Annotated in this window: 17 protein-coding genes and 1 pseudogene; 11 read left to right on the plus strand and 7 right to left on the minus strand. The window is 52.5% G+C overall.

Annotated features, from left to right (window positions below; all coding sequences use genetic code 11):
* The first annotated feature begins 16 nt into the window (after positions 1-16).
* The 7 genes from KU854_RS22960 to KU854_RS22990 all read left to right on the plus strand — a co-directional run bounded on the left by KU854_RS22960 (position 17) and on the right by KU854_RS22990 (position 7,440).
* A complete protein-coding gene (locus KU854_RS22960) occupies positions 17-709 on the plus strand; it encodes an ABC transporter ATP-binding protein (protein ID WP_218360605.1) in 693 nt (230 codons plus the stop codon).
* Entirely contained in the window at positions 706-1,965 is a 1,260-nt protein-coding gene (locus KU854_RS22965; protein ID WP_418885873.1) for an ABC transporter permease, read from the plus strand. Before KU854_RS22960 ends, KU854_RS22965 begins: the two co-directional genes overlap by 4 nt.
* 3 nt (positions 1,966-1,968) lie before the next feature.
* The gene (locus KU854_RS22970; protein WP_218360606.1) at positions 1,969-2,451 is read left to right on the plus strand and encodes a DUF3299 domain-containing protein; all 483 of its coding nucleotides are present in this window, start codon (positions 1,969-1,971) and stop codon (positions 2,449-2,451) included.
* Positions 2,452-2,630: 179 nt separating this feature from the next.
* Positions 2,631-3,887, plus strand: a complete 1,257-nt coding sequence (locus tag KU854_RS22975) for an imelysin family protein (RefSeq protein ID WP_218360607.1) — start codon at positions 2,631-2,633, stop codon at positions 3,885-3,887.
* 74 nt (positions 3,888-3,961) lie between these two features.
* Positions 3,962-5,344 (plus strand): di-heme oxidoreductase family protein, encoded by a 1,383-nt coding sequence (locus KU854_RS22980; RefSeq protein ID WP_218360608.1) that lies wholly within the window; start codon positions 3,962-3,964, stop codon positions 5,342-5,344.
* Positions 5,345-5,354: 10 nt separating this feature from the next.
* Positions 5,355-6,377, plus strand: a complete 1,023-nt coding sequence (locus KU854_RS22985; RefSeq protein WP_336245277.1) for an imelysin family protein — start codon at positions 5,355-5,357, stop codon at positions 6,375-6,377.
* The gene (locus KU854_RS22990) at positions 6,358-7,440 is read left to right on the plus strand and encodes a DUF1513 domain-containing protein (RefSeq protein WP_218360620.1); all 1,083 of its coding nucleotides are present in this window, start codon (positions 6,358-6,360) and stop codon (positions 7,438-7,440) included. The genes KU854_RS22985 and KU854_RS22990 overlap by 20 nt, the downstream gene beginning before the upstream one ends.
* A 49-nt stretch (positions 7,441-7,489) precedes the next feature.
* Here KU854_RS22990 and KU854_RS22995 read toward each other — a convergent pair whose 3' ends face one another.
* The 5 genes and pseudogenes from KU854_RS22995 to KU854_RS23015 form a co-directional block, all read right to left on the minus strand.
* Positions 7,490-8,482, minus strand: coding sequence for a DUF2955 domain-containing protein (locus KU854_RS22995; RefSeq protein ID WP_218360609.1), 993 nt, complete (start codon positions 8,480-8,482; stop codon positions 7,490-7,492).
* Positions 8,472-9,572, minus strand: a complete 1,101-nt coding sequence (locus KU854_RS23000) for an HlyD family secretion protein (protein WP_054780441.1) — start codon at positions 9,570-9,572, stop codon at positions 8,472-8,474. Before KU854_RS23000 ends, KU854_RS22995 begins: the two co-directional genes overlap by 11 nt.
* Positions 9,573-9,588: 16 nt before the next feature.
* Complete coding sequence (locus tag KU854_RS23005) at positions 9,589-10,092, minus strand: permease (RefSeq protein ID WP_218360610.1); 504 nt, start codon at positions 10,090-10,092, stop codon at positions 9,589-9,591.
* 199 nt (positions 10,093-10,291) lie between these two features.
* A pseudogene (locus tag KU854_RS23010) lies at positions 10,292-10,474 on the minus strand (class IV adenylate cyclase); the annotation flags it as partial.
* Between the two features lie 199 nt (positions 10,475-10,673).
* Complete coding sequence (locus KU854_RS23015) at positions 10,674-11,558, minus strand: LysR family transcriptional regulator (protein WP_054780438.1); 885 nt, start codon at positions 11,556-11,558, stop codon at positions 10,674-10,676.
* A 97-nt stretch (positions 11,559-11,655) separates the two neighbouring features.
* Here KU854_RS23015 and KU854_RS23020 point away from each other — a divergent pair, with 97 nt between their 5' ends.
* Positions 11,656-13,020, plus strand: coding sequence for an MATE family efflux transporter (locus KU854_RS23020; RefSeq protein WP_218360612.1), 1,365 nt, complete (start codon positions 11,656-11,658; stop codon positions 13,018-13,020).
* Positions 13,021-13,068: 48 nt separating this feature from the next.
* Here the strand turns inward: KU854_RS23020 and KU854_RS23025 are convergent, their stop codons facing one another.
* Together KU854_RS23025 and KU854_RS23030 are read right to left on the minus strand one after the other, a co-directional pair.
* Positions 13,069-15,981 carry a methyl-accepting chemotaxis protein gene (locus KU854_RS23025; protein ID WP_218360613.1) on the minus strand — a complete coding sequence of 971 codons (2,913 nt, stop codon included), beginning with the start codon at positions 15,979-15,981 and terminating at the stop codon, positions 13,069-13,071.
* A 72-nt stretch (positions 15,982-16,053) separates the two neighbouring features.
* Positions 16,054-17,616, minus strand: coding sequence for an ABC transporter substrate-binding protein (locus KU854_RS23030; RefSeq protein ID WP_218360614.1), 1,563 nt, complete (start codon positions 17,614-17,616; stop codon positions 16,054-16,056).
* A gap of 234 nt (positions 17,617-17,850) precedes the next feature.
* Here KU854_RS23030 and KU854_RS23035 point away from each other — a divergent pair, with 234 nt between their 5' ends.
* The 3 genes from KU854_RS23035 (at position 17,851) to KU854_RS23045 (ending at position 22,833) form a co-directional block, all read left to right on the plus strand.
* Complete coding sequence (locus KU854_RS23035) at positions 17,851-18,375, plus strand: NADPH-dependent FMN reductase (protein WP_218360615.1); 525 nt, start codon at positions 17,851-17,853, stop codon at positions 18,373-18,375.
* 180 nt (positions 18,376-18,555) lie between these two features.
* Positions 18,556-19,677: an efflux RND transporter periplasmic adaptor subunit gene (locus KU854_RS23040; protein ID WP_218360616.1), complete on the plus strand. Its 1,122-nt coding sequence runs from the start codon at positions 18,556-18,558 to the stop codon at positions 19,675-19,677.
* Positions 19,678-19,683: 6 nt separating this feature from the next.
* Complete coding sequence (locus KU854_RS23045; RefSeq protein ID WP_218360617.1) at positions 19,684-22,833, plus strand: efflux RND transporter permease subunit; 3,150 nt, start codon at positions 19,684-19,686, stop codon at positions 22,831-22,833.
* The last annotated feature ends 167 nt before the right edge of the window (positions 22,834-23,000 follow it).

Raw genomic sequence — 23,000 nt, forward strand, 5'->3', positions numbered from 1 at the left:
CAGGGCCTGTATGATCATGCTATTGATTGAAAATCTCTGTTTCAGATGGCCGGGGCAATCGGGTTGGCAAATCGATATTCCCCATTTTGCGGTCGGTGAAAAGGAAAAAGTGTTCCTGAAAGGGGCGAGTGGCTGCGGTAAATCCACACTGTTGGGATTAATTGCGGGTATCAATACCGCTGATTCCGGGTCTTTGCTGATCCAGAATACCGATCTGACGATGCTCAAAGGGGCGAAGCGCGACGCTTTTCGTGCGGACAACCTTGGCTATATCTTCCAACAATTCAACCTGCTGCCCTACCTTTCGGTGATTGATAACGTCACCTTGCCGTGCCGTTTTTCATCATCAAGAAAAGCGCGTGCAGGCGGGGATGTGCAGCGGGAAGCCGAACGGCTTTTGAAGGCGTTGGCCTTGCCAGAAAATTGCCTGAACAATCCGGTCACTGCCCTGAGTATCGGCCAACAACAACGGGTGGCGGCAGCCAGAGCCCTGATGGGCAAACCTGCGTTATTACTGGCTGATGAACCCACCTCGGCGCTGGATGCTGATAACCGCCAGAATTTTATCGAACTGCTAATGAATGAGTGCGATAACGCTGGCGCCAGCTTGCTGTTTGTCAGCCATGACAGCGCGTTGGAAGCTCAGTTTGACCGCGCCATTTCACTGCCGGAAATCAACCGTGCAGCCTGGGCAGGGGAGGCGGTGTGATGGCAATCCTCCGGCTTGCGCTGCAAAGCCTTAAGAACCGAAAAACCACCGCACTGCTGACTATCATCACCGTGGCGGTATCCGTGGCGCTTTTGCTCGGGGTTGAGCGCGTGCGTACCCAGGCAAAAGAGAGCTTTGCCAATACCATTTCAGGCACAGATTTAATTGTCGGTGCCCGCTCGGGTCAGGTTAACCTGCTGCTTTACTCTGTGTTTAGAATTGGCAACGCGACCAACAATATCGACTGGCAAAGTGTGGAAGACATCCGCAACCACCCCGCAGTGGCTTGGTCTATCCCTATCTCGCTGGGAGACTCGCACCGCGGGTTCAGGGTTGTGGGCACCACGCAGGACTATTTTGACCACTACCGTTATGGAAAAAAACAGCCGCTGACTTTTGCATCGGGCAAACCATTTTCCGGTTTGTTCGATACCGTGATTGGGTCGGAAGTGGCGAAGAAACTGGGATACAAACTGGGAGATGATATTGTCATCGCCCACGGCCTTTCTGACAAAAGTTTCAGCCGCCACGATAACTTACCCTTCAAAGTCACCGGCATTCTTGCGCCAACGGGGACGCCGGTAGATCGCAGCGTCCATGTATCACTGCAGGCCATTGATGCGATTCATATCGGGTGGGAAAGTGGTGCCAATATGGGGCATGGTGTGAAAGCGGAAAACATCGACCCTGATTCCCTGCACCCGGAACAGGTGACCGCGGTCTTGTTGGGATTGAAAAGCCGTATCCAGACCTTTGCCCTGCAACGTACCATCAATGAATACCGGCAAGAGCCACTTACTGCAATTATGCCGGGCATCGCGCTGCACGAGCTTTGGGGCTTGATGTCAGTGGCCGAACAGGCACTGCTGGTGGTCTCCGGTTTTGTCGTGGTAGCGGGATTGATGGGCATGTTGTCCAGCTTGCTGACGGGGTTGAATGAGCGGCGTCGTGAAATGGCAATTCTACGTGGCATGGGTGCAAGGCCGTCGCACATCTTCTTTTTGCTGGTCAGTGAAGCGGTACTCCTGACCTTGCTCGGCATCGCGTTGGGCATAGGCCTCTTGCTCATGCTGATAAGTGCAGCTGCACCTTTTGTGTTGAGTGAGTATGGACTTCAACTCTCCGCAACATTTTTAACGGAGCATGAATGGAAGCTGATGGGGATTGTCCTGTTAGCGGGCATCGTGGTTGGCGTTTTTCCTGCGCTGCGCGCATATCGCCAATCTTTGTCAGATGGTATGACGATACGGATTTAAATAATGAAAAAATGGCTTTTAATTTTAACCGCTTGCTTGCCAATGTTTGCGCAGGCCAATGATGTGCTGACACTGGATTGGCTGGATTTAATTCCGGAATCAGAACGCAACCAGCTCAATGATAAGGGCATGCCGCTGATCAATCACGACAACGATGAACCGCAGCAAAGCCTGATGGGCAATGTACGCCCAGAGCTGAACAACAGCATGGTGCGTATTCCCGGCTTTGTGATCCCGCTGGAAGGGGATGCCAATGTAGTGACTGAGTTCCTACTCGTGCCTTTCTTCGGTGCTTGTATCCATGTACCACCACCGCCACCGAACCAAATCGTCTACGTGAAATTCAAGGAAGGTGCGCCGGTACAGGAGCTGTGGGATGTAGTTTATGTGGTCGGTAAACTGAAAACCGAAACCGTCAACCATGATATGGCACAGGCAGGCTACCTGTTGGAAGGGATGGAGCTGCAACCCTACGACGACCAGTAATGCATATCTGTATCCAAACGCCCGCTTGCCGGGCGTTTTTTATTGCGCCTGCCACTTGGTTGTTAATGCTACTTTTTTCTCAACATCAGACCGCAAGATAAAAAACATCTTGTTACATATTGATAATGCGAATGGTTCTCACTACTATACGCAATATTGTATTCACAAGGATGTTTCAAATGACCCTGACTCATAAACTGCTGCTCGCTTCCTTCGCGGGTGGTTTCAGCCTTGCTGCGGTAGCAGCCCCCGTCACCAAACAACAGGTCGTCGAGCACTACGCCGATATCGCCCATGCTGTGTATGCTGATTCGCTTTCAACAGCGAAAGCGCTGGATGCACAAATTGAACAATTCCTGAAAGCACCGTCTGCGCAAGGTCTGGAAGCGGTCAAACAGGCGTGGATTGCGGCGCGGGTGCCATACCAACAGTCTGAAGTATTCCGTTTTGGCAACGCTATTGTCGACGAATGGGAAGGGCAACTTAACGCCTGGCCATTGGATGAGGGCCTTATCGACTATGTCGCGGATGATTATCAGTATGAACTGGGCAACGAAGGCGCGGCCGCCAACATAGTGGCAAACCGAACCCTCACAATCGGTGCATCGTCACTGGATGTGTCCACGCTGACGCCTGAGCTGATTGCTGAACTGAATGAAGTGGGGGGATCTGAAGCAAACGTGGCATCAGGCTATCACGCCGTTGAGTTTCTGCTCTGGGGACAAGACCTGAATGGCACCAAACCGGGTGCGGGTCAGCGCGCCTATACCGATTATGTCGTCGGTGACGGTTGTACTAACGGTAATTGCGAGCGCCGTGGGCAATACCTGAAAGCAGCCACCGAACTGTTGGTTAAAGACCTGGCCTGGATGGAAAATCAGTGGGCGGGCAATGTTGACGGCAACTATCGTCAAGAGTTGCTGCAAGCGCCGTCAGATACTGGCTTGCAAAAAATGCTGTTTGGCATGGGCTCACTGTCACTGGGCGAACTGGCGGGCGAGCGGATGAAAGTGGCTTTGGAAGCCAATTCCACTGAAGACGAACACGACTGCTTTTCTGACAATACCCACAACGCGCATTACTACGACGAGCAAGGGATCTATAACGTTTACACTGGCCTTTATAAACGCACAGACGGCACGCTTCTTTCAGGCCCAAGCATTGCAGATCTTGTTGCCCAAAACGACGAGCAAGCGGCTAAAACCATACAAGCGCAGTTTGATGAGACCCGCAACCAGGTTTACCAGCTGGTTGTTTCGGCTGAGCAAGACAACCAGCACTTTGACCAGCTGATTGCCGCTGACAATGCACCAGGTAATAAGCTGGTGAACGACACCATTGCTGCCCTCGTTGCCCAGACTGGTGCAATTGAACAGGCCGCAGCGATAGTCGGGATCACCAACCTGAGTCCAGACACAGCAGATCACGAATTCTGATCCACCTTCCTGTCCCCCGGTTGGCCTTTGGTGACTGGGGGACAGGCTGTTTGGTAATACAACAGAGCGATATGATGAAGCAGTATATTTTACCGGTGATGGTCTGGCTTATCTCCTTGCAGGCCGTGGCATTTGATGTCAAATCCGGCGGGCAAACCAGTGTCAAAAAAGACGGCGCCAATGCCTATTCACTCCCTGCCGCGAACCTTCCCTTGAGTAAACGTCTCGATTTCAGCGTCGGAAACAGCTTTTTCCGCAACCCTTGGGTACCCGCACCATCGTCGACAGAAGCGAGGGACGGACTCGGGCCACTTTTCAACACCAACGGCTGTCAGAACTGCCACATCAAAGATGGACGGGGACATCCGCCTGAAGCGAAAGACCTGCATGCGGTTTCCATGCTGGTCAGGCTTAGCATTCCGGCCATGACACCAGAACAAAAGCAGACCTTTATTCGTGAGGGAACCGTGCCTGAGCCGACATACGGTGGACAGTTGCAAGACTTTGCGCTGCCGGACAAAACGCCTGAAGGCCAGGTGTCGATCAGCTACACAGACGTGCCAGTCACCTTCAAAGACGGCACCACCGTCATGTTAAGGAAGCCTACATTGAAGATTGTCGATTTGGGCTACGGCGAAATGCACCCCGACACCCAGCTCTCTGCACGGGTTGCACCACCGATGATTGGTCTTGGTCTGTTAGAGAGCATACCCGAAGAAACGCTGCTCACTTGGGCTGATGAGAACGACAGCGATAACGATGGTATTTCCGGCCGGGTTAACAAGGTTTGGGACATTGAGAAAAACAGCGTTGCCATTGGGCGCTTTGGATGGAAAGCGGGTCAGCCGACACTGATGCAGCAAAACGCTGCCGCTTTCAATGGTGATATCGGTTTAACCAGCCATCTTTTCCCCAGTGAAAACTGTACCCAGACACAAACCCTATGTGATGAGGTGCCAAACGGTGGAAGCCCTGAAGTCAGCCAGAACATCCTAGATTTTGTCGAATTCTATAGCCAGCACCTGGCTGTGCCGATACGCCGCAATACGGCTTCACCGGACGTTCAGCTTGGTCAGCAACTCTTTGAATCCGCAGGTTGTGAGAGCTGCCATAAAACCCAGGTGAAAACCGCTCAAAGGCCAGACCGCCCAGCGTTGTCAGGGCAATTGATCCATCCCTATACCGATTTGTTACTGCACGATATGGGAGAAGGATTGGCGGATAACCGCCCCGAGTATCTGGCAAACGGACGCGAGTGGCGCACGCCGCCGCTATGGGGAATTGGCTATACACAAGAAGTTAACGGGCATACCTATTTTCTCCATGACGGACGGGCGCGTAACTTGATGGAAGCGGTGCTCTGGCATGGCGGAGAAGCAGAGTCAGCAAAACAGAAGGTACTTGGAATGGACAAAACCCAGCGTGAAGCGTTAATGGCGTTTTTGAACTCGTTGTAGGGAGAAAGAGGTGAACAAAACCGTACTACTGGGCACACTGACGGCGCTGTTGGGGTGGGCGACCAGTTCAGCAGCAGGCAATGCAGACACAACCCACCATGTTTCACAGCCTGTGTATGCCATTGAATTCGAGATGGCGCAGGATTTTTTGGGAAAAACCGGTGCGCTCGAACAGGCATTCAAGGCATTTTGTGAAGAGAATAGCGAGGGCAACCAAACGCTGAAACAGGCTTGGCATATGACCATGTTGTCCTGGATGGCGTTGCAGGGGCAAGAGCGGGGGCCTGCCGCTGCGCTGGAACAAAGCTGGAATGTCCAGTTCTGGCCTGATAAGAAAAACACCACGGGACGAAAAATGCATGCGCTTATCGCATCGGAAAAAGCGTGGAATGCCGATGAAATTTCTGCGCAGAGTGTGACTGTTCAGGGACTGGGCGCCGTTGAGTGGCTTTTGTATGACAAAGCATCCACGCTGCAAAACAATGCCGGAACCTGTGCAACCGGGATTGCGATTGCCGAAAACCTTCACAACACCGCACAAAAGATATCGGATGCCTGGAAACTGAACCCGTGGACATCGCTCTCCCAAGACGCCTGGGAATCTGAATATATCTCACTGCTTTCCAACCAATTGGATTACAGCCTGAAAAAACTGAAACGTCCTCTGGCGGACATTGGCAAACCCAAGCCCTATTTTGCGGAATCTTGGCGCTCAGAAACCTCCTTGTCCAACCTGAAAGCCAACCTGCAGGGCATGCAAACGCTGTATCTTGCAAACGGGGAAGGGCTGGATGCCCAGTTGCGGGCACGGGGTGAAACCAAACTGGCCGATCGGGTTAAAGGCCAGTTTGAAGCCGTGCTGGAAACATGGCCGCAAGACAAAAGCCTTTTCGCGGCACTGCAATCCAAAGAGGGTTACAAAATGGTGCTGGCGCAATACAACAAACTTGAACAACTCAAGTTCCTGATCAGCCAAGAGGTTGCGGTGGAGCTTGGGGTTGTCGTGGGGTTCAATGCGACTGATGGTGACTGATCAAACACGCCGTGCCTTACTGAAAGCGGCGTTGGCCGGGGTAACAGCCCCATTGCTGCCGTTTGGACGCGCCTTTGGAGGGCAGTCAAAACCCGCCCTGTTAGGTTGTGCCATTAAAGGGCGTGATCACTTCTTGGCTGTGGTAGCGGATGATTCAGGTTTGCCCATGTTCACGCAGCCGCTGCCAGCAAGAGGGCATGGCACAGCGTCGAACCAACATGGCCACGCTGTGGTATTTGGCCGCCGTCCCGGCACGTTTTTCCTGGCGTTTGACTACCGGGATGGGCGTTTGATCAAACTTGCCCAGGCTTCGGACGATCGCCACTTCTATGGTCACGGCGTGTATTCCCATGACGGCAGTTTACTGTTTGCTACGGAAGGTGAAAAAGGCACCAGCCGGGGCATCATCGGGGTTTACCATGTAGAAAGTGGATATCGTAAAGTCGATGAGTTAACCGGATTCGGCATCGGCCCACACGAAGTGATCATGATGCCCGACGGGGTGCTGGCGGTGGGCGTTGGCGGCGTGCATACCAATGGCCGTAAACCTTTAAATCTCAATACGATGAAACCCAGCCTCTGTTACCTTTCGCAGCAGGGCAAAGTTCTCGATACGCTGATCTTGCCGGACAAAAAGCTCAGTATCCGTCACCTTGCCCATGATGGTGCCGACACCGTGCTTTGTGGTCAGCAATATCGCGGCGAGCCGGATGAATATCCTGCTTTGATTGCGATGCATAAACGGGGCGAAGAGATGCAGTTATTGAAAGCCGAGCCGGAAGAGTGGGCCCGTTTCAACCACTACATCGCCAGTATTGCCGCGACAGAAGACTGGATCCTGGCGACATCGCCGCCCGGCAATTGCTATGGGATCTGGTCAAAACAAAGTGGAGATTTGGTGGAACTGAACGCCTTGGCAGATGCGTCAGGCGCAGTCGTTTTCGGGGAGGCATTCCGGGTAAGTTCCGGAACCGGAAACGTGGTGGCGCAGGTGCCGGGGATCTCGAAAGGGACCTTTTCCAGTGGCATACAGTGGGACAATCACTGGTCAGTCATTGCCTGATATGCCGCCTTTTCCCTTCCCTAGCGTCGGAACCTGCGCAGGACAGCGGTTACCCGCGTTTCGGCTGGATAATCACCAACACCATCACGCCCAGTAAAGCGGCCAGCAGGATCGAGCCAAAGCGCACCAGATCTTCGTTGATCGCCCCAAAACCATAGGTTGTCAGTCCGTAGTAGACCAGCACGACATAGCTGGTGTAGAGCAGCTGTACCGCATTGTAGCTCGCCTTTTTCTTTATCGCGTGAATACCCATAAACAGCGAGAAGACCAAGGCAAAGCCCAGTATGGCAAAGGTGCTGGCTTCCAACAGACTCAAACCCAAAGCCGGGAGGGCATAGATCAGGCTACCGTAAGTCGTGAGTGCCCGACGTATACCGTATTGATGGCCAACCTGCGGATCAGGGTCTTTGATGATAAGCGCGACAACCACGGTAATGATGGTCGCCTGCTCCATGTTGGTTTCAATAGCGACGATCAGCGTGAACATCACCGCGAGTGCTTTCACCAACAGTTGCCAGACCTGCTCCTGCGGCGGGGCAGGCGCGCCTGTCCCGCTACCTATTTCACCCAGAGGCTCGCCTCCGGGAAACAGGAAATAGGCCAGATACGCGACAAAGCCAGCAATGAAGATGTTTTTAATCAAAGCGTACGGAATGCTGCTGACATCAATGCCCTTTTGCTTGGCGAACACAGCGACCATTGCCGTGGAAACAATCAGCAGTATCGCCAGTAAGTCCTGCGGGTTTTCACTGGTGCGGTACATACACCAGAAAAAGACCCCAAACAGTGCGGAGTAATACACCAGCGAATAGTCTGCCAGCATGATACTTAACACGCCTTGAACCCAGGCTGTTGCGGCCAGCACAATCCCCATCAGGATCACCATCAGAAGTGGTGGTGGTTCGTGGGTGGTAGTCAGGAAAACCGCACACATGGCAGGCGCCAGCAGCGGTAAGTCCGTGCCGAAAACGTACTGCCAGAAAAGCAGCAGCACAGGAAAGGCCGCAACGCGGATTAGCGCATTCTGCGGTCTACGCAACATAGCTCAGGTAGCTCCATATCCATGTCCACACATCCAACAGGCGTTCACCGACATAAGACTCGCCAGGATAGAAACTCACCGTTGCCCGGCCACTGAAACGCAGTTTTACGTCATCCGGCAGGTCAATGTAAGTGATGTTGACTGGAAAACGCTGTGATTTTGGATCGCTGGTCGGCGAATCAAGCAGGCCAAGGCTGGCATCTTCAGTCAGGCTGCCATTACCGCCAGTTCCCCAACCGATGGATGTGACTTCGCCTTTGAAAACTTCTCCAGGATAGGCGTCAAACACAATTTTGACTGCCGTTCCTTCATCGATATAGGCCAGCGAGTTTTCAGTCACCATGGCTGTCATCCACAACTGACTGTTGTTGATGAAGGTGATCAGAGGCTGTCCTGCTGCCGCGTAGTTGCCCGGTGCCAGTTTCATATTGGTGACCACGCCATTCATGGGGGCGTGCAGCTCGGTATAAGAGAGGTTCAGCGTGGCTTGGTCGAGTTTGTTCAGCGCAGACTGAATAGCCGGGTTATTGGTTCCTTCCGGCCCCAACGCTTCTTTGGCTTTGAGCAAAGAAGCCGTTGCCTGGGCTAAATTTGCTTGCGCGGTTTCCAGCGCAGCATTGCTGTCATCAAGGGTGGATTTACTGACAACGCCAGTGCGTGCAAGGGCTCGGTTGCGCTCATTGGTCAGGCGGGTGTTTTCCAGCTTCACTCGGGCGGCAACTTCGGCTGCTTTGGCCGCCTCAATGGCGGTGGAGTCAGCGTTAAAGGACTGGGTTGCCTGTTGCAGTGCCAGTTTGGCGGCAGTGACATCAAGCTGGAAGGGACGCGGGTCAATCACAATCAATGGTTGCCCCGTTTTTACCTGCTCGTTGTCCCTGACTTCCACTTTCGCAATTGGGCCTGAAACCTGTGGACTTAAACGGATGATTTGTCCGTTTACCCGTCCTTCATTGGTCATTGGCGTCACGCGATCGGCCCAGAGGGTATAAAGCCAGATACAAAGCACAGCAGCAAAGATGTAGTAAGTGGTCTTTCTGGCCTGATTGGTCTGAGCCTGTTTATTGTCTTCTGCTGGTTGAGAGTTAGACATCGACTGCCGCTCCTTTTTATTCCGCATCATCAAAGATGCTGTTTTTTATAAAGATAATTTGAGATTTTGTACGAACCTCTACCACCAGTGTCACGACTACCGCGAACAACCCCACAAGCACAGCGGCGGCGGTTGCTGACACGAACACTTCCCCTGCCCATTTGGTCCAAATCACCGCCAAGGTGACAAACCAGCCAAAAAGAATTGCTGCGTTGAATGCAGCCAACTTCAATATGGCAGGAGTATCGGGAAAGGTGTGCCCCGGTTTGAGTGTCAGGTTCTGTTTTTTGATATGGCTGATGAAGACCTTGGACGTGATGATGGTAAGGATGATGCCCAAGCCGAAAGTGAGGGTGACGGCCTGACCCCATACGGACACCTGGTTGGTCGATATCGCGTCCAGTGAAATGGGTATGCTTGCTTGGTCGCGAAACTCGAAATAGGCGATAAGTCCGTTGATGACGCCATTGATACAGGCTGACACCAGAGAGTCTTTGACTTTAACTTCTACAGCGCTCATCGCGTTTCCTTCAGTGGATGTGTAACTCGTCGCCAAGTATAGAAATACACAGAAAAATTTAGATATGAGTTGTGAGACAAACAGGTGTGCGAGGACAGTGCTAACCTGTACACCCTTCGGGAGCCTTTGGAAAGTGTAGGTGGAATGCCACCATCCAGGGGCAGGATGGCGTCAGGCAAATCTGGGTGATGACTCACTCAGCATTATTCTGCGCCTGCAACTGGCGATCTTCCGTGTCGAAATGCCAGTCTGTTTCGACATTGTCTTCAAGCATCACGGTGTGTGGAATGGCCGCGAGTACGTTCATGAATGCAGGTTTTGACGGGAGCCGATATTTGAGTTCGACTTCGTATTTCCCTTGAAAATGTTGGTCTGTATCCATTTGGCTGTTACTTCTGCTCTTGGGCGGTAGGTGGGTTGGCAAGCGTGTTTCTGCCACGAAGTGATGATGATAGTGCGTCTCAAATTTTCGTCCATCGAGAAATCTGTAATCTTAGTTTTAGCAAAATGTGATGCTAATCATGAGAATGCGACGCTTAGGCGCCGCTACTGAACGCACGGTATCAATAGCGGCATCGGCGTTAGCTTTGGTCGGGGAACAGGGTGTTGAGCGTGGCGTCAATCCACAGCATGACCTTATCCCACGCCCTGGCTTTGCGTTTGATAACACTCAGGGTCAATAACGGTGGGCTGGAAAGTTCTGCGGTCGAAATTTCCTTCAACAAGTGGCCAATCCAGTCATTGTGAACGATGTGCTCGGGCACAAATGCCCATCCCAAGCCCCGGCTGACAAGGCTCGAAATATAGTAATAACTGTCGATGTGCCAGTAACGAGGTGAAATGGGCTCTTCCTGCGAGTAACCGAGACGGTCACGGATAACCAACTGGCGGTATTTCACCAGATCGTCTTCGTGTGGGTGCGCAATCTCGGCCAGCGGGTGAGTATGTGCCGTGACCAACGTCTGTTTAACCGTGACAATGTCGTACCAATCCAGGGTTTCTTCCATCGGCTTGACGCGGAAGATAAACCCGATATCGGCGCGGCCTTCCGTTACCCAGGTAGCGATATCGTCCTGCGAGCCGTTCAGAATGGTGACTTTGAGTTCAGGGAACTGCTGCGCCATTCGCTCGAACAGGGTTTCGAAGGTTTGCATCGGCACCGCTTCATCCATGGCGACGTTGAAGGAGATGGGCTCGCCGCCAGTCACGGCCATGGCGCGGGAGTTCATACGCTGGCATTGCTGCAAAATGGCTTTGGCATCTACCAGCATTTCACGTCCGGCATCGGTAAGAACGGGCAATTTGGCGCTGCGGTCAAAAAGATCAAACCCCAAATCGATTTCCAGATTGGCGATGGCGGTACTGACCCGCGACTGTGCTTTTCCCAGCTTTCTCGCAGCAGCCGAAAACGAGCCGGATTCAGCCGCTTCGACAAAGGCTTTAAGCTGCTCAAGTGTCCATTGCATAAGCGATTATCTATCCGTTTTGAAGATGGTTGTTAACTTTATTCTATCCGGTGTTGTGTAAAAATACCTGCGCTTATTTTTTCACACACTTTTTACTATGCATTTAGAGTCTTTAAAACCGGGTGAGTCGCTCACCAAAACGTTCTGGCGATACACCATTCCTGCGATTGCAGCCATGGTGGTGAATGGCCTGTATCAAATGGTCGATGGCATCTTCGTCGGTCACTACATTGGTGCCGAAGGACTGGAAGCCATTAATATCGGGTGGCCTGTTATCGCGGTTGTCGGCGGTACAGGTTTGATGATTGGTATGGGATCGGGAAGCCTGATTTCAATCTACCGCGGTGAAGGCAATCTGACCGGTGCCCGAACCGCTATGGCGACCGGGCTGGTATTAACCATACTTCTCGGGCTGGTGGCATCGGCGTACCTGCTGGTTGGCGCTGAAAAACTGGTGGATTTACAGGGTGTAACCGGTGTAGCGCGTGACTATGCCATCAATTACCTGATGGTGTATGCCCTGTGTGCTGCGGTGACAGTGGCTTCCTCGGCGCTGCCGTTTTTGATCCGCAATGACGACAGCCCAGTGGTGGCAACCGCCATGATGGTGGTAGGCGCACTGGCTAACATTGTGCTGGACTACCTGTTTATCGGCGTGCTCGATTTCAAATTGGCCGGTGCTGCATGGGCAACGGTTCTGGCGCAGGGGATCACTGTGGTTATCGCCATGGCATACCTGCTTTCCAAGCGCTCCTACCTGGCGATTTTCCGCCACAAGTTGAACCTGAGTCTGTCAGATGCCAAACAGAGCATGGCAATGGGCGTCTCTTCTCTGGTGATGTTTCTGTACTACGGTGTGCTGGTGGCTATCCACAACCGCCTGTTTGCGGAATACGGTTCGCCACTGAGTATCGCGTCGTTTGCGATAGTCGGTTACCTGATGACGCTCTACTATGTTGTGGCAGAAGGTATCGCGGAAGGCATGCAGCCACAGGTGAGCTACTACCACGGGGCGAAGCAATACCAGAACATTGTGAAAGTGGCGAAGCTGGCGACGGTTGTTTCCTTGGGCGCAGGAATATTATGGCTGGCTGTGCTGAACCTGTTTCCGGATACCATGATTGGCTTGTTCAACAATGCCAATGAAACGCTGATGAAAGAAGCGACGTACGGTATGCGTATTCACCTTTCAGCCATGTATCTGGATGGCTTGATCGTGTTGGCTTCCATGTATTTCCTTTCGGTGGGCAAAGGTGGCACATCGCTGGCGATTTCGGTGGGGAACATGCTGGTTCAATTCCCGTTTCTGGCTATTCTGCCGCGGATTTATGGTGTTGACGGGGTGTGGATGTCGATGCCGATTTCCAACGTGGTGCTGGCATCGATCGTCATCCCTGTGATGTGGCGACACATTTATCGCCAAAAACGCACCATGCCAATCGAGACAGCGGCAGCGGTCTAACAAAAAAGGAGAAGCGACGGCTTCTCCTTTTGGTTTTCGCGGGTGGGGTTAAAAGTCATCCCACTCGATTTCATCGTCATCTATTTCCACTTTCTTTACCGCCACTTTTTTACTCCTGCCAGCAGCGATACTCTTCTTGCGTGATTTTTTCAGCTTGGGTGATTTGATAGGTTCTTTGTGTTCATTGATAGTAAAAAACTCCATCATCACGTTCATGTCCTGAGCCTGGGAAAGCATGCTCTCACCGGCGGTGGCTGCTTCTTCCACCAATGCTGCGTTTTGCTGGGTCATGGCATCCATGCGGGCAACGGCGACATTGACTTGCTCAATGCCTGAGCTTTGATTTTGCGCCGCTTCGCTGATCTCCGACATTTTGGTGCTGACCTGCTCGACCATGCTGACAATTTCCTGCAGGGTTTCGCCGGATTCCGCCACCAGGGTAGCGCCGTCATCCACTTTCTTATTGGTATCGCGGATCAGCTCTTTGATCTCTTTTGCCGCTTCCGCTGAACGCTGTGCAAGGCTTCGTACTTCACCCGCCACAACGGCAAACCCGCGTCCTTGCTCACCGGCGCGTGCAGCCTCCACCGCGGCGTTCAGTGCCAGAAGGTTGGTTTGGAAAGCGATTTCATCAATCACCCCAATAATGTCAGAGATTTTGTTACTCGCGCCGCTGATTTGATCCATAGCGGTAATGGTGCGCATCACGGCGTCGCCCCCTTCACGGGCTTTGACGCGGGCTTCTTCACTCAGTGCGTTGGCGAGCAGGGCATTGTCAGCGCTCTGGCGCACTATTTCCGTCATGTTTTCCATGCTGGCGGCGGCTTCCTGCAGCGATGTTGCTTGATCTTCGGTGCGTTGGCTTAAATCCCGGTTGCCGGATGCGATCTCAGTGGACGACATAGAAATGGTGGAGGAGGCAAGGCGGATATCCCCGATAACCTGCGTCAGTTTCTCAATGGTTGAATTGGCGTCTGTTTTCAGCTGGGCAAAGCGGCCGTTGTACTGTTTGTCTATGCGCTCGGTAAGGTCGCCGCGCGCCATAGCGCCAAGGATACGCTGCATGTCAGCAAGCGCAGCATCGGTGTTGGACGCAAGTGAATTGAGGCCCTGAGTGAGATTGTGGAAAAAGCCGTTTTTGTTTTCCAGCGGCAACTGGGTGGAAAAATCCCCCTGACTGGCAGCTTCAACCATGCTGTCGATTTCTCGCTCGATAGCCACTTCAGCCGTGCGATCCGTCCATTCAACCACGGTGCCTATCCGTTCGCCGTCCAGATCGATAATGGGGTTGGCGGTAATGACCATCACACGGTTACCGATCTGCAGTTCCTTGGTGTACGTTTTCTCAAGGTGTTCAAGGATATTGCGCTGGTGGGCACTGTTCTGGTGGAAAAAGTCGATGTTCTTACCGAGGATTTTATCCGGATTGAACTGTGGGATCAGTGTGCCGAAGTCTTCCCGGGCGTCATGGAACAGGTGTTCTGATGAACGGTTGAGATAGATGATGTTGTAATCACCGTCTGCAATCATGGTATTGGTGGAGACATTGTCCAGCGCCTGCCTGACCCGCGCATTTTCTGCTGCGGTGATCTTGGCGTCGTGCTCCAGTTCAGCTTTGATCTGTTCAGATTTCTCAACGTTTTCCAGCGACGTATTTGTCGCCTGTTTAATGGAGAGCAGGTCGCCTTTCAAATCCGCTTCGATGCGGTTGCTGAAATCACCTTTGGCAAGCCCTTCCATCACTTTGCGAATGTCCGTCACTGCGCCTTGCATGCTGTCCATCAGGGTGTTGAAGGCGTTGGCAGACTGGCCAAGCTCATCTTTGCTCCGAACCTGAACCCGCGCGGAGAAGTCGCCAGTTGTGGCGACTTTATCCAGCTTCTGGGTGATTTCTATAATGGGCTTGGTGACGGTGCGGGTGACAAGCAGGGCAATAATACTGACCAGTGCGATACCGAAAAACAGGGCATAGCCGATGATGGTTCTCATCGCCGCGACTTGTTCAAATGCTTCACTCTCATCAATTTCTGCCACCAATGCCCAGGTATTATCGCCAAACTCTATAGGGCTGTAGGCCGTGAGCACCGGCTTACCGCGATAATCCAGCATCACTTTGTTTTCTGTTTTACCGGCCAGCGCGTTTTCTGTGGCTTCGGTTCGCATGCTGCCTTTATCCGGTGAGGCAAACGACCCCACCACTGAGTGGCTTCCGTCCGATAGATATGAATCAGAGCGCATAAGATAATCCGGCCCCACCAGATAGGTTTCGCCTGAGTCCCCCATGCCGGTGCGTTGCAGCATGATCTTGTTGATGGCATCGACAGAAAGCTGCAGGGCAGCAACGGCTTGAACCTTGCCGGAAAGATCCGTGATTGGGCTGCCAATTAAGGCGACAGGCGTATTGTCCTTGGCCTGATAGCGTTCGTAATCGAGCAGTATCGGTTTTTTGGTCGACAAAACCTGGTCGAAAAGGGTGGCCAGAGGACTGTCACTGAGTGGGCCGTTTTTCAGGTTGGTGCCCAAATCATTACCACGTTTGGCGGTATAAATCACTTGGCTGGTGGCAGCCTGAATAATGTAGACATCCGAATAACCGTAGACATTAACGAAGTCTGCCAATGTTTTACCGTTGGTTTTCCAGATGTCTTCGTATTCAAAGGTGTCGGTGAGGAAAGGCTCGTCGGCCTCTATCTCTTCATCAACGGCATAGAAGGTGAGCAATTTCTGGATTTGCTTGGTGTCTTCACCGCCTGCGAGGATCTTAATGTCCTCTTTGGCGCGGCGAAGATAGGTCTCGATTTGCAGGCGTTTTACCTCCCGCATACTGACCAGTTGCGCAAATGCCTGGTCTCTGAGTGCCTGACTGGATCGATCCAGTGCGATGTAGCCCACGGTCAATATAGGCAGCACACCGATAAACAGAAAAATCAGCAAAAGTTTTGTTTTCAACTTACCAAACATTTCGCATCCTTTTTAATTCGAAAGCAGGGCACTGGATGAGTCCCTGCTTGAAACCAGAATTCTTTTCACCGCTTAGCGCACAGACCAGTGGTTGGGTGAAACTTCTATTTCCCAAAGCGGCATGTTTGCCATGCGGTAAGGGCTATAAGTCACCTCTTTGTTCACCGCGAGCACCTTGTTAGGTGTGGGGACAAACAGCATGTAGCCGCTGTTGTACACATGGTTCATGATCTTTTCGGTCACTATGTTGAATTCAGGGGTGCCGACAGATTCCCTGAACATCTGTTCGATATAGCTGTCCAGTTGGCTGTCTGGGAAGATGGTGCTCCAGTAATTGTGGGTACGGTAAACAAGGAAGGCGGACCAGGGATGGTTGTAGTACCAGTCGTCATCGCCCCAAACCAGCAGATCCCACTCTTTGGTGTTTTTCTTCGCATTGGTGGCAAGGAGCTGGCCGAAGACATCTTTTTCGCTGGATGTGATGTCGAAGTTGAGTTTGACCCCCACCTTACGTAAGTCCCTGTCTATTCCTTTCCAGATATACATAAAGCGATCTTGGGTGTAGACATTCAGCTCCAGCCCTTCGAGTGTCTCTCTCAGCTCATTACGTATCGTTTTCGGATCTTCTACCTCTGAGTAGGGCTTCATGTTTTTGACCACGCGATCCACACCGGGATAAAGGGGCGCAGCGAGGGTAGGGCTTAATTCGCCTTCACCGTCGTAATATTTATCGAGCAACCTGCGTTGATCTATCGCCCTGTTCAGCGCCACTCGGACTTTCTGATCAAGCAGTTTTTCATTGCCGGTGCGCATGTTCATGTGGATGGCAATGTTGTTGGTGGAAGGGGCGGTTACCAGCTTGGCATAGCGCGAGTTGGTAATGCGGTCTTTCTCGGAAACCGGGATAGGCATGATGTCGATTTCGCCATCGCGGTCTGAGGCCATCTCAAGCGCCACTTTGCTGTCGAGCTCGGTATAAACCGTGATTTTTTCGATTTTCGGGAATTCAGGGTTCCAGTAGTTCGGGTTGGCAACCAATACTGCTTTGGGGGTTTGGCGATCCCCTTCAATGTACCCTTCCTTCAGTATGTAGGGCCCAAGGCCATAGGGGCCTGGCTCTGCGAGGTTTGGACAGGTTGGCTTTCCGTTCCAGCCATATTTTTCAAGGTACGGGCGGGTGTAGAACTGAATCCAGATAGCGTCGTTCAGAAACTGGCCGTATTTCTCCTTGAGATGAAAACGCACTGTGTAGTCATCGACCTTCTCAGCGCGGTCAAATACGGTATCGATCTTGGTGAACAGGAAGGGTTCTTTTTTAAAGTAATCCATGTTCATGATGACAGCATCGGCGTTAAAAGGTGTGCCGTCCTGGAACTTCACGCCTTGGCGCAGGGAAAACTCGTAGGTTTTTTCATCAATCTGGCGATAGCTGGTTGCCATATCGTAATCCCAGCCACGCTCGTTGTCGGCGGGTCTTAGCAGGGCGCCGTTGATGGAGTGCGAAATGTAGATGTACGGAAGGCTTGGAATAAACACTTTAAGGTGAGAGCCCGGCAGGGGTTTCGCTGTAGCGAACAAGGGTAAAAATAAGAGGAGAGCAAGCAGGCTTTGGAAGATCTGGCGGCTTCTTTTCATTACTACAACCTTGTTTTGTTTCAGGCGATTGAACGTTGATTTGTTAATGAAAAGTGTAGTTAAGAATGAATCGAAAATGAGACGCATGACTCATTCGCTTGGTGAATTAGCCTTATCTAATTGAAATATAGGTGTTTAATTTTTTAGCTGGAATTTTCAAGTTTGCGCAAACGGTTGACTTTTTGGCGTGTTTCCAGAAGGTTAAGAAAACAACAACCCTCACGGAGAAAGAGAATGAAAGTATTGGCCTTCGCTGCGTCAACCAGCACTCAGTCCATCAATAAACAATTGGTGACATACGCAGTGAGTATGCTGGCAGATGCAACAACGGAAGTGATTGACCTGAACGACTATGCATTGCCTGTGTTCAGTGTTGATGCGGAACAGGAACTTGGCCAGCCGGAAAATGCGGTGCGCTTTTTTAACAAAATTGGCGAAGCGGATGCGGTCGTGATCTCTTTTGCCGAACACAATGGCTCCTACTCCGCGGCCTATAAGAACCTGTTTGACTGGGCATCCCGGATCAACCAGAAGGTGTTCCAGGGCAAAAAGATGGTGTTGCTGGCAACCTCCCCGGGCCCTGGCGGTGCGCGCAATGTGCTAGCCCAGGCGGAGAACTCTTGCCCGTTCTTTAACGGTGATTTGAAAGCCACGCTGTCGGTGCCGCTATTTAACGATAACTTTGACACCGAAGCCGGCAAGCTGAGCAATGAGTCCCTCGATGCGCAGATGGCTGAAGCCATGGCAACCTTGCGCTAATCCCCATCCAGTCTGGCCGGGCTTCCCGGCCTTGTTTGCTCGCTATCGTCCTTTTTAACCTTCCCATACAGCCTCCAGTCAGGAAGCGTCTGCATAATCGCCTCATCATGGCCGTTTTTGGCTTGAATAACCCCAATACGTTTTGCTCGACACGTTGAGGTTGAGGGAAGGAGAAAGAAGATGATCAAAAGGAAGTTAATGCTTCCGGCGCTAATCAGCGCGACCCTGCTTGCCGGATGTGGCGCTCAGGAAACACCGAAAAACAACGCGATGGTACCTTTGGTTGCTGCACAGTCAGCAACAACCATTGCTTATCAACCTGAGCACTCCTTCGTCGGCCGCACCCAAGCGGTGGAAGATGTGGGTATCGTGCCGCAGGTGTCCGGCTACCTGAAAGCCCGTTATTTCAAAGAAGGCGAGATGGTCAACGCCGGGCAGCTTCTCTACAAAATTGACCCTTCGCTTTATGAAGCCAAAGTGGCGAGTGCAACGGCGTCTGTGGCGCAGGCCAAAGCAGGTTTGACCAACGCGAACCTTGACTATGCCCGCGGTGAAGATTTGTTGCCGCGCGGCGGTATCAGCCAGTCTGAATTTGACCGCCTGACGGCTGTGAAGCTGCAAGCAGAAGCAGCGCTGAAATCGGCAGAGGCACAGTTGCAAGCTGCAGAAACTGACCTTTCCCACACCATTATCCGCGCACCATTCACCGGCCGTATCAGTGAAAGCCGTGCTAGCCTCGGTGATTTGGTCTCCCCGTCATCCGGTGTCCTGACCACCATTGTCAGCCTTGATCCCATGCATGCTTCATTCTCCCTGAGTGAAAAGCAACGCATCCAATCTGGTGCGGACGTGATTTCCGGTATCGGTGAAGGCCGCAGTGGGGAAGTGGAAGTTTGGCTGAACCTTGGCAAAGGCTACGACTATGAATACGCCGGCCAACTTGATTACCTGGGTAACCGAATTGATACACGCACCGGTACGCTGGCACTGCGCGCTAAATTCCCGAACCCTGAACACCGCCTGCTGCCGGGTCAGTATGTGGAAGTGGTCGTGAAAGACAAGAAGGCAAAACCAAGCATTGTTGTTCCCCGCCTGTCAGTACAGACCGATCTGGAAGGGGATTACGTGATGGTGCTGAAAGAAGGCAACATTGCAGAGCGCCGCAATGTTGAACTTGGTGCGCAGACTGACAAAGGTGTGATTGTGACCAGTGGCCTGAAAGATGGTGAGCAAGTGCTGACCAAAGGGCTGCAGCGTGTGCGCAACGGCATGACAGTCCGCGTTGAAGGACAAGGGGCGTAATTTACTATGCTGAGTCGCTTTTTTATCCAGCGCCCCAAATTCGCGCTGGTGATCTCGATTATCCTGACCCTGGCCGGTGCCATCGCATTGATGAATCTGCCGGTGGCGGAATATCCGCGCATCAGTCCACCTTCGGTAAGCGTATCGGCGGTTTACTCCGGCGCGAGTGCAGAGGTGGTCGAGCAGGCCATCGCTGACCCGATTGAAACTTCGGTCAACGGCGTGGAAAACATGATTTATATGTCTTCCAAAAGTGCCAACGACGGCTCTTACAGCCTGAACGTGACCTTTGATATCGGCACCGATCCGGATATGGCACAGGTCAACGTGCAAAACCGCGTGGCGCAGATTGAATCCAAGCTGCCGCCGGAAGTACGCCAGGTTGGTGTGACGGTGAAAAAACGTTCGCCTGACCTTTTGATGGTGTTGAACTTCTACTCGCCGGAAGGTAAGTACGATGACCAGTTCCTGGTGAACTACGTCAACCTGAACATCAAAGACCAGATTGCCCGTGTGAAAGGGATCAGTGAAGTCAACGTCCTCGGTGGCGGTGAATACGCGATGCGTGTTTGGCTGAACCCGGAAAAAATGGCCAACCTGGGCATTACCACCTCTGATATCCGTGCCGTTCTGAATGAACAAAACGTGCAGGTTGCAGCGGGTGATATTGGTGCGCCACCGTTTAACAACGCGCAGGAAATGACCTTCAAACTGGTTACCAAAGGGCGTTTAGGCTCGGTGGAGGAGTTTGAAAACGTGGTCGTGCGTGCCAACGACGATGGTTCCATGATTTACCTGAAAGATATCGCGGATGTGGATCTTGGCCGTAAGTTCTACTCCGGTAACGGTAAGTTCCGCGATGGCCCTGCATCTATCATGATCCTGAACCTGCAATCTGACGCGAACGCGCTGGAAAGTGGTGGTTTGGTGATGGAGCGTCTGGAACAACTTTCTGCCAACTTCCCGGAAGGACTGGCTTACGAGACCAGTTACGACACCACGCTGTTCGTCTCTGAATCTATCAAGGGCGTCGTTAAAACGCTGGTGGAAGCAGTTATTCTGGTTATCGCCGTAACCTATCTGTTCCTCGGCAGCTTCCGCGCAACCCTGATCCCAGTTGTGGCGATCCCGGTTTCCCTGATTGGTACCTTCGCTGTCATGCTGGCAACGGGCTTTACCATCAATACCGTGACCCTGTTTGGTCTGATCCTCGCTATCGGTATCGTGGTGGATGACGCCATCCTGGTTATTGAGAACGTGGACAGCAACATGGCGAAAGACCCGTCGCTGACCCCACGTCAGGCAACCTTGCAGGCGATGAAAGAAGTAACAGGCCCGATTATTACCTCTACATTGGTACTGCTGGCCGTGTTCCTTCCTGTAGCCATGTTGCCGGGTATTACCGGCATCATGTACCGCCAGTTCGCCATGACCATCTGTATTTCGGTACTGATTTCGGCAATCAACGCACTGACCCTGTCTCCGGCGATGTGTTCGCTGGTACTGAAGCAGGGTGGTGACAACCATGCCCGCTGGTTCAATGCGTTTAACCGTGGTCTGGACAAGGTGACCGAGAAATACGGTGCAGTGGCAGGATATCTGGTGCGTAAATCTGCGGTGCTGGGTGTGTTGTTTGCTGTCGCCATCGGTGCAGCTGGCTTCCTTGCTGGTAATGCGTCTACCGGCTTTGTACCGCAGGAAGACAAGGGCATTATCCTGATCAACATCCAGTTGCCGGATGCGGCTTCCCTATCCCGTACTGAAGACGTTACCCGCAGGCTGAATGAGATCGTGACGTCTGAGCCGGGTGTGGACGGTGCTTCGGTGGCAAACGGTTATGCGTTCCTGACCGGCGCGGCAGCGTCGAACGGTGCGTCGATGTTTGTGAAGTTGAAAGATTGGGAAACCCGCCAGCAGCTGGACGGCGACCATTCAGCGTTCGACATCATCAACCGCATCAACATGAAAGCGGCGATGCAACTGCCGGAAGCCGTGGTGTTTGCCATGGGACCGCCTGCGGTACCGGGCATGGGCCCTGCGTCTGGTTTTGAATTCGTGCTGGAAGACTCACTCGGCCGCAGCCGTGCCGATCTGGCTATCCTGATGCAGCAATTGATGCAAAAGGCCAACGAGCAGCCAGAGATCGCACGTACTTTTAGTACCTTCCGCGCGAACGTGCCGCATTTCTATGTCGACATCGACCGCGAGAAAGCCAAGCAGTTGGGTATTCCGCTGTCTGAAATTTTCACGACTCTTCAGGGTAACCTGGCAAGCATGTACGTGAACGACTTCAGCCTGTTTGGTAAGAACTACCGCGTAACCATTCAGGCAGACGGTGATTACCGTAACGACCTGGATTCACTCGGCCGCTTCCATGTACGTTCAACCAACGGTGACATGATCCCGCTCAGTACCCTGATTGATATCGAGCAGGTGTTTGAACCGGATGTGGCATGGCGTTACAACATGTACCGCTCGGCGGTTATCCAGGGTTCTGCTGCACCGGGCTACTCATCAGGCGATGCAATTGCGGCGATGGAGCGCGTAGCGGCGGAGATGCTGCCACAGGGTTACCAGTTCGAATGGACAGGTATGGCGTATCAGGAGAAGCAGGCGGGTAACCTTGCTATCTATGCGTTCGGTCTGGCACTGGTGTTTATCTACCTGTTTATGGTGGCGCAGTACGAAAGCTGGAGTATTCCGCTCGCGATTATTCTGGTGGTGCCGGTGGCGACGCTGGGCTCCTTCCTTGCGCTGGCTATTACAGGCACACCGTTGAACCTGTACGCGCAGATTGGTCTGGTTCTGCTGATTGCGCTGGCGGCGAAAAACGCCATCCTTATCGTGGAATTTGGTAAGCATGAGCGTGAGCAGAATGAGTTGCCAATCGACAAGGCAGCTGTGCTGGGCGGTAAGCTGCGTTTCCGTGCGGTAAATATGACCTCATGGTCGTTTATCCTCGGTATCCTGCCGCTGATTTTCGCCAGCGGTGCAGGCCATATCAGTCAAAACTCGCTGGGTATCTCGCTGACTGGCGGTCTGTTGTGCGTACTCTTGGCCGGTACTTTCCTCATCCCAGGTTTCTTTGCTCTCATCCAGAGACAGCGCGAGAAACACCACGGAGGCTCAACCAAGCTTCAGGAACTGGAAGAGTAAGGTTTAGCGAAAACGAAAGCGAAAAAGGCACCTCATTGAAGGTAATGCCGATCAGTTAAGAGATAAATGATCGGTTGAACGATCCAACAGATGGCTTATAAAGGCTCTAAGTCCCCATACTTAGAGCCTTTTATTTTGCAATTGACCACAGCCCTTACCCTCGCGAA

This window comes from Enterovibrio paralichthyis (assembly GCF_019209835.1).
GTDB lineage: Bacteria > Pseudomonadota > Gammaproteobacteria > Enterobacterales > Vibrionaceae > Enterovibrio > Enterovibrio paralichthyis.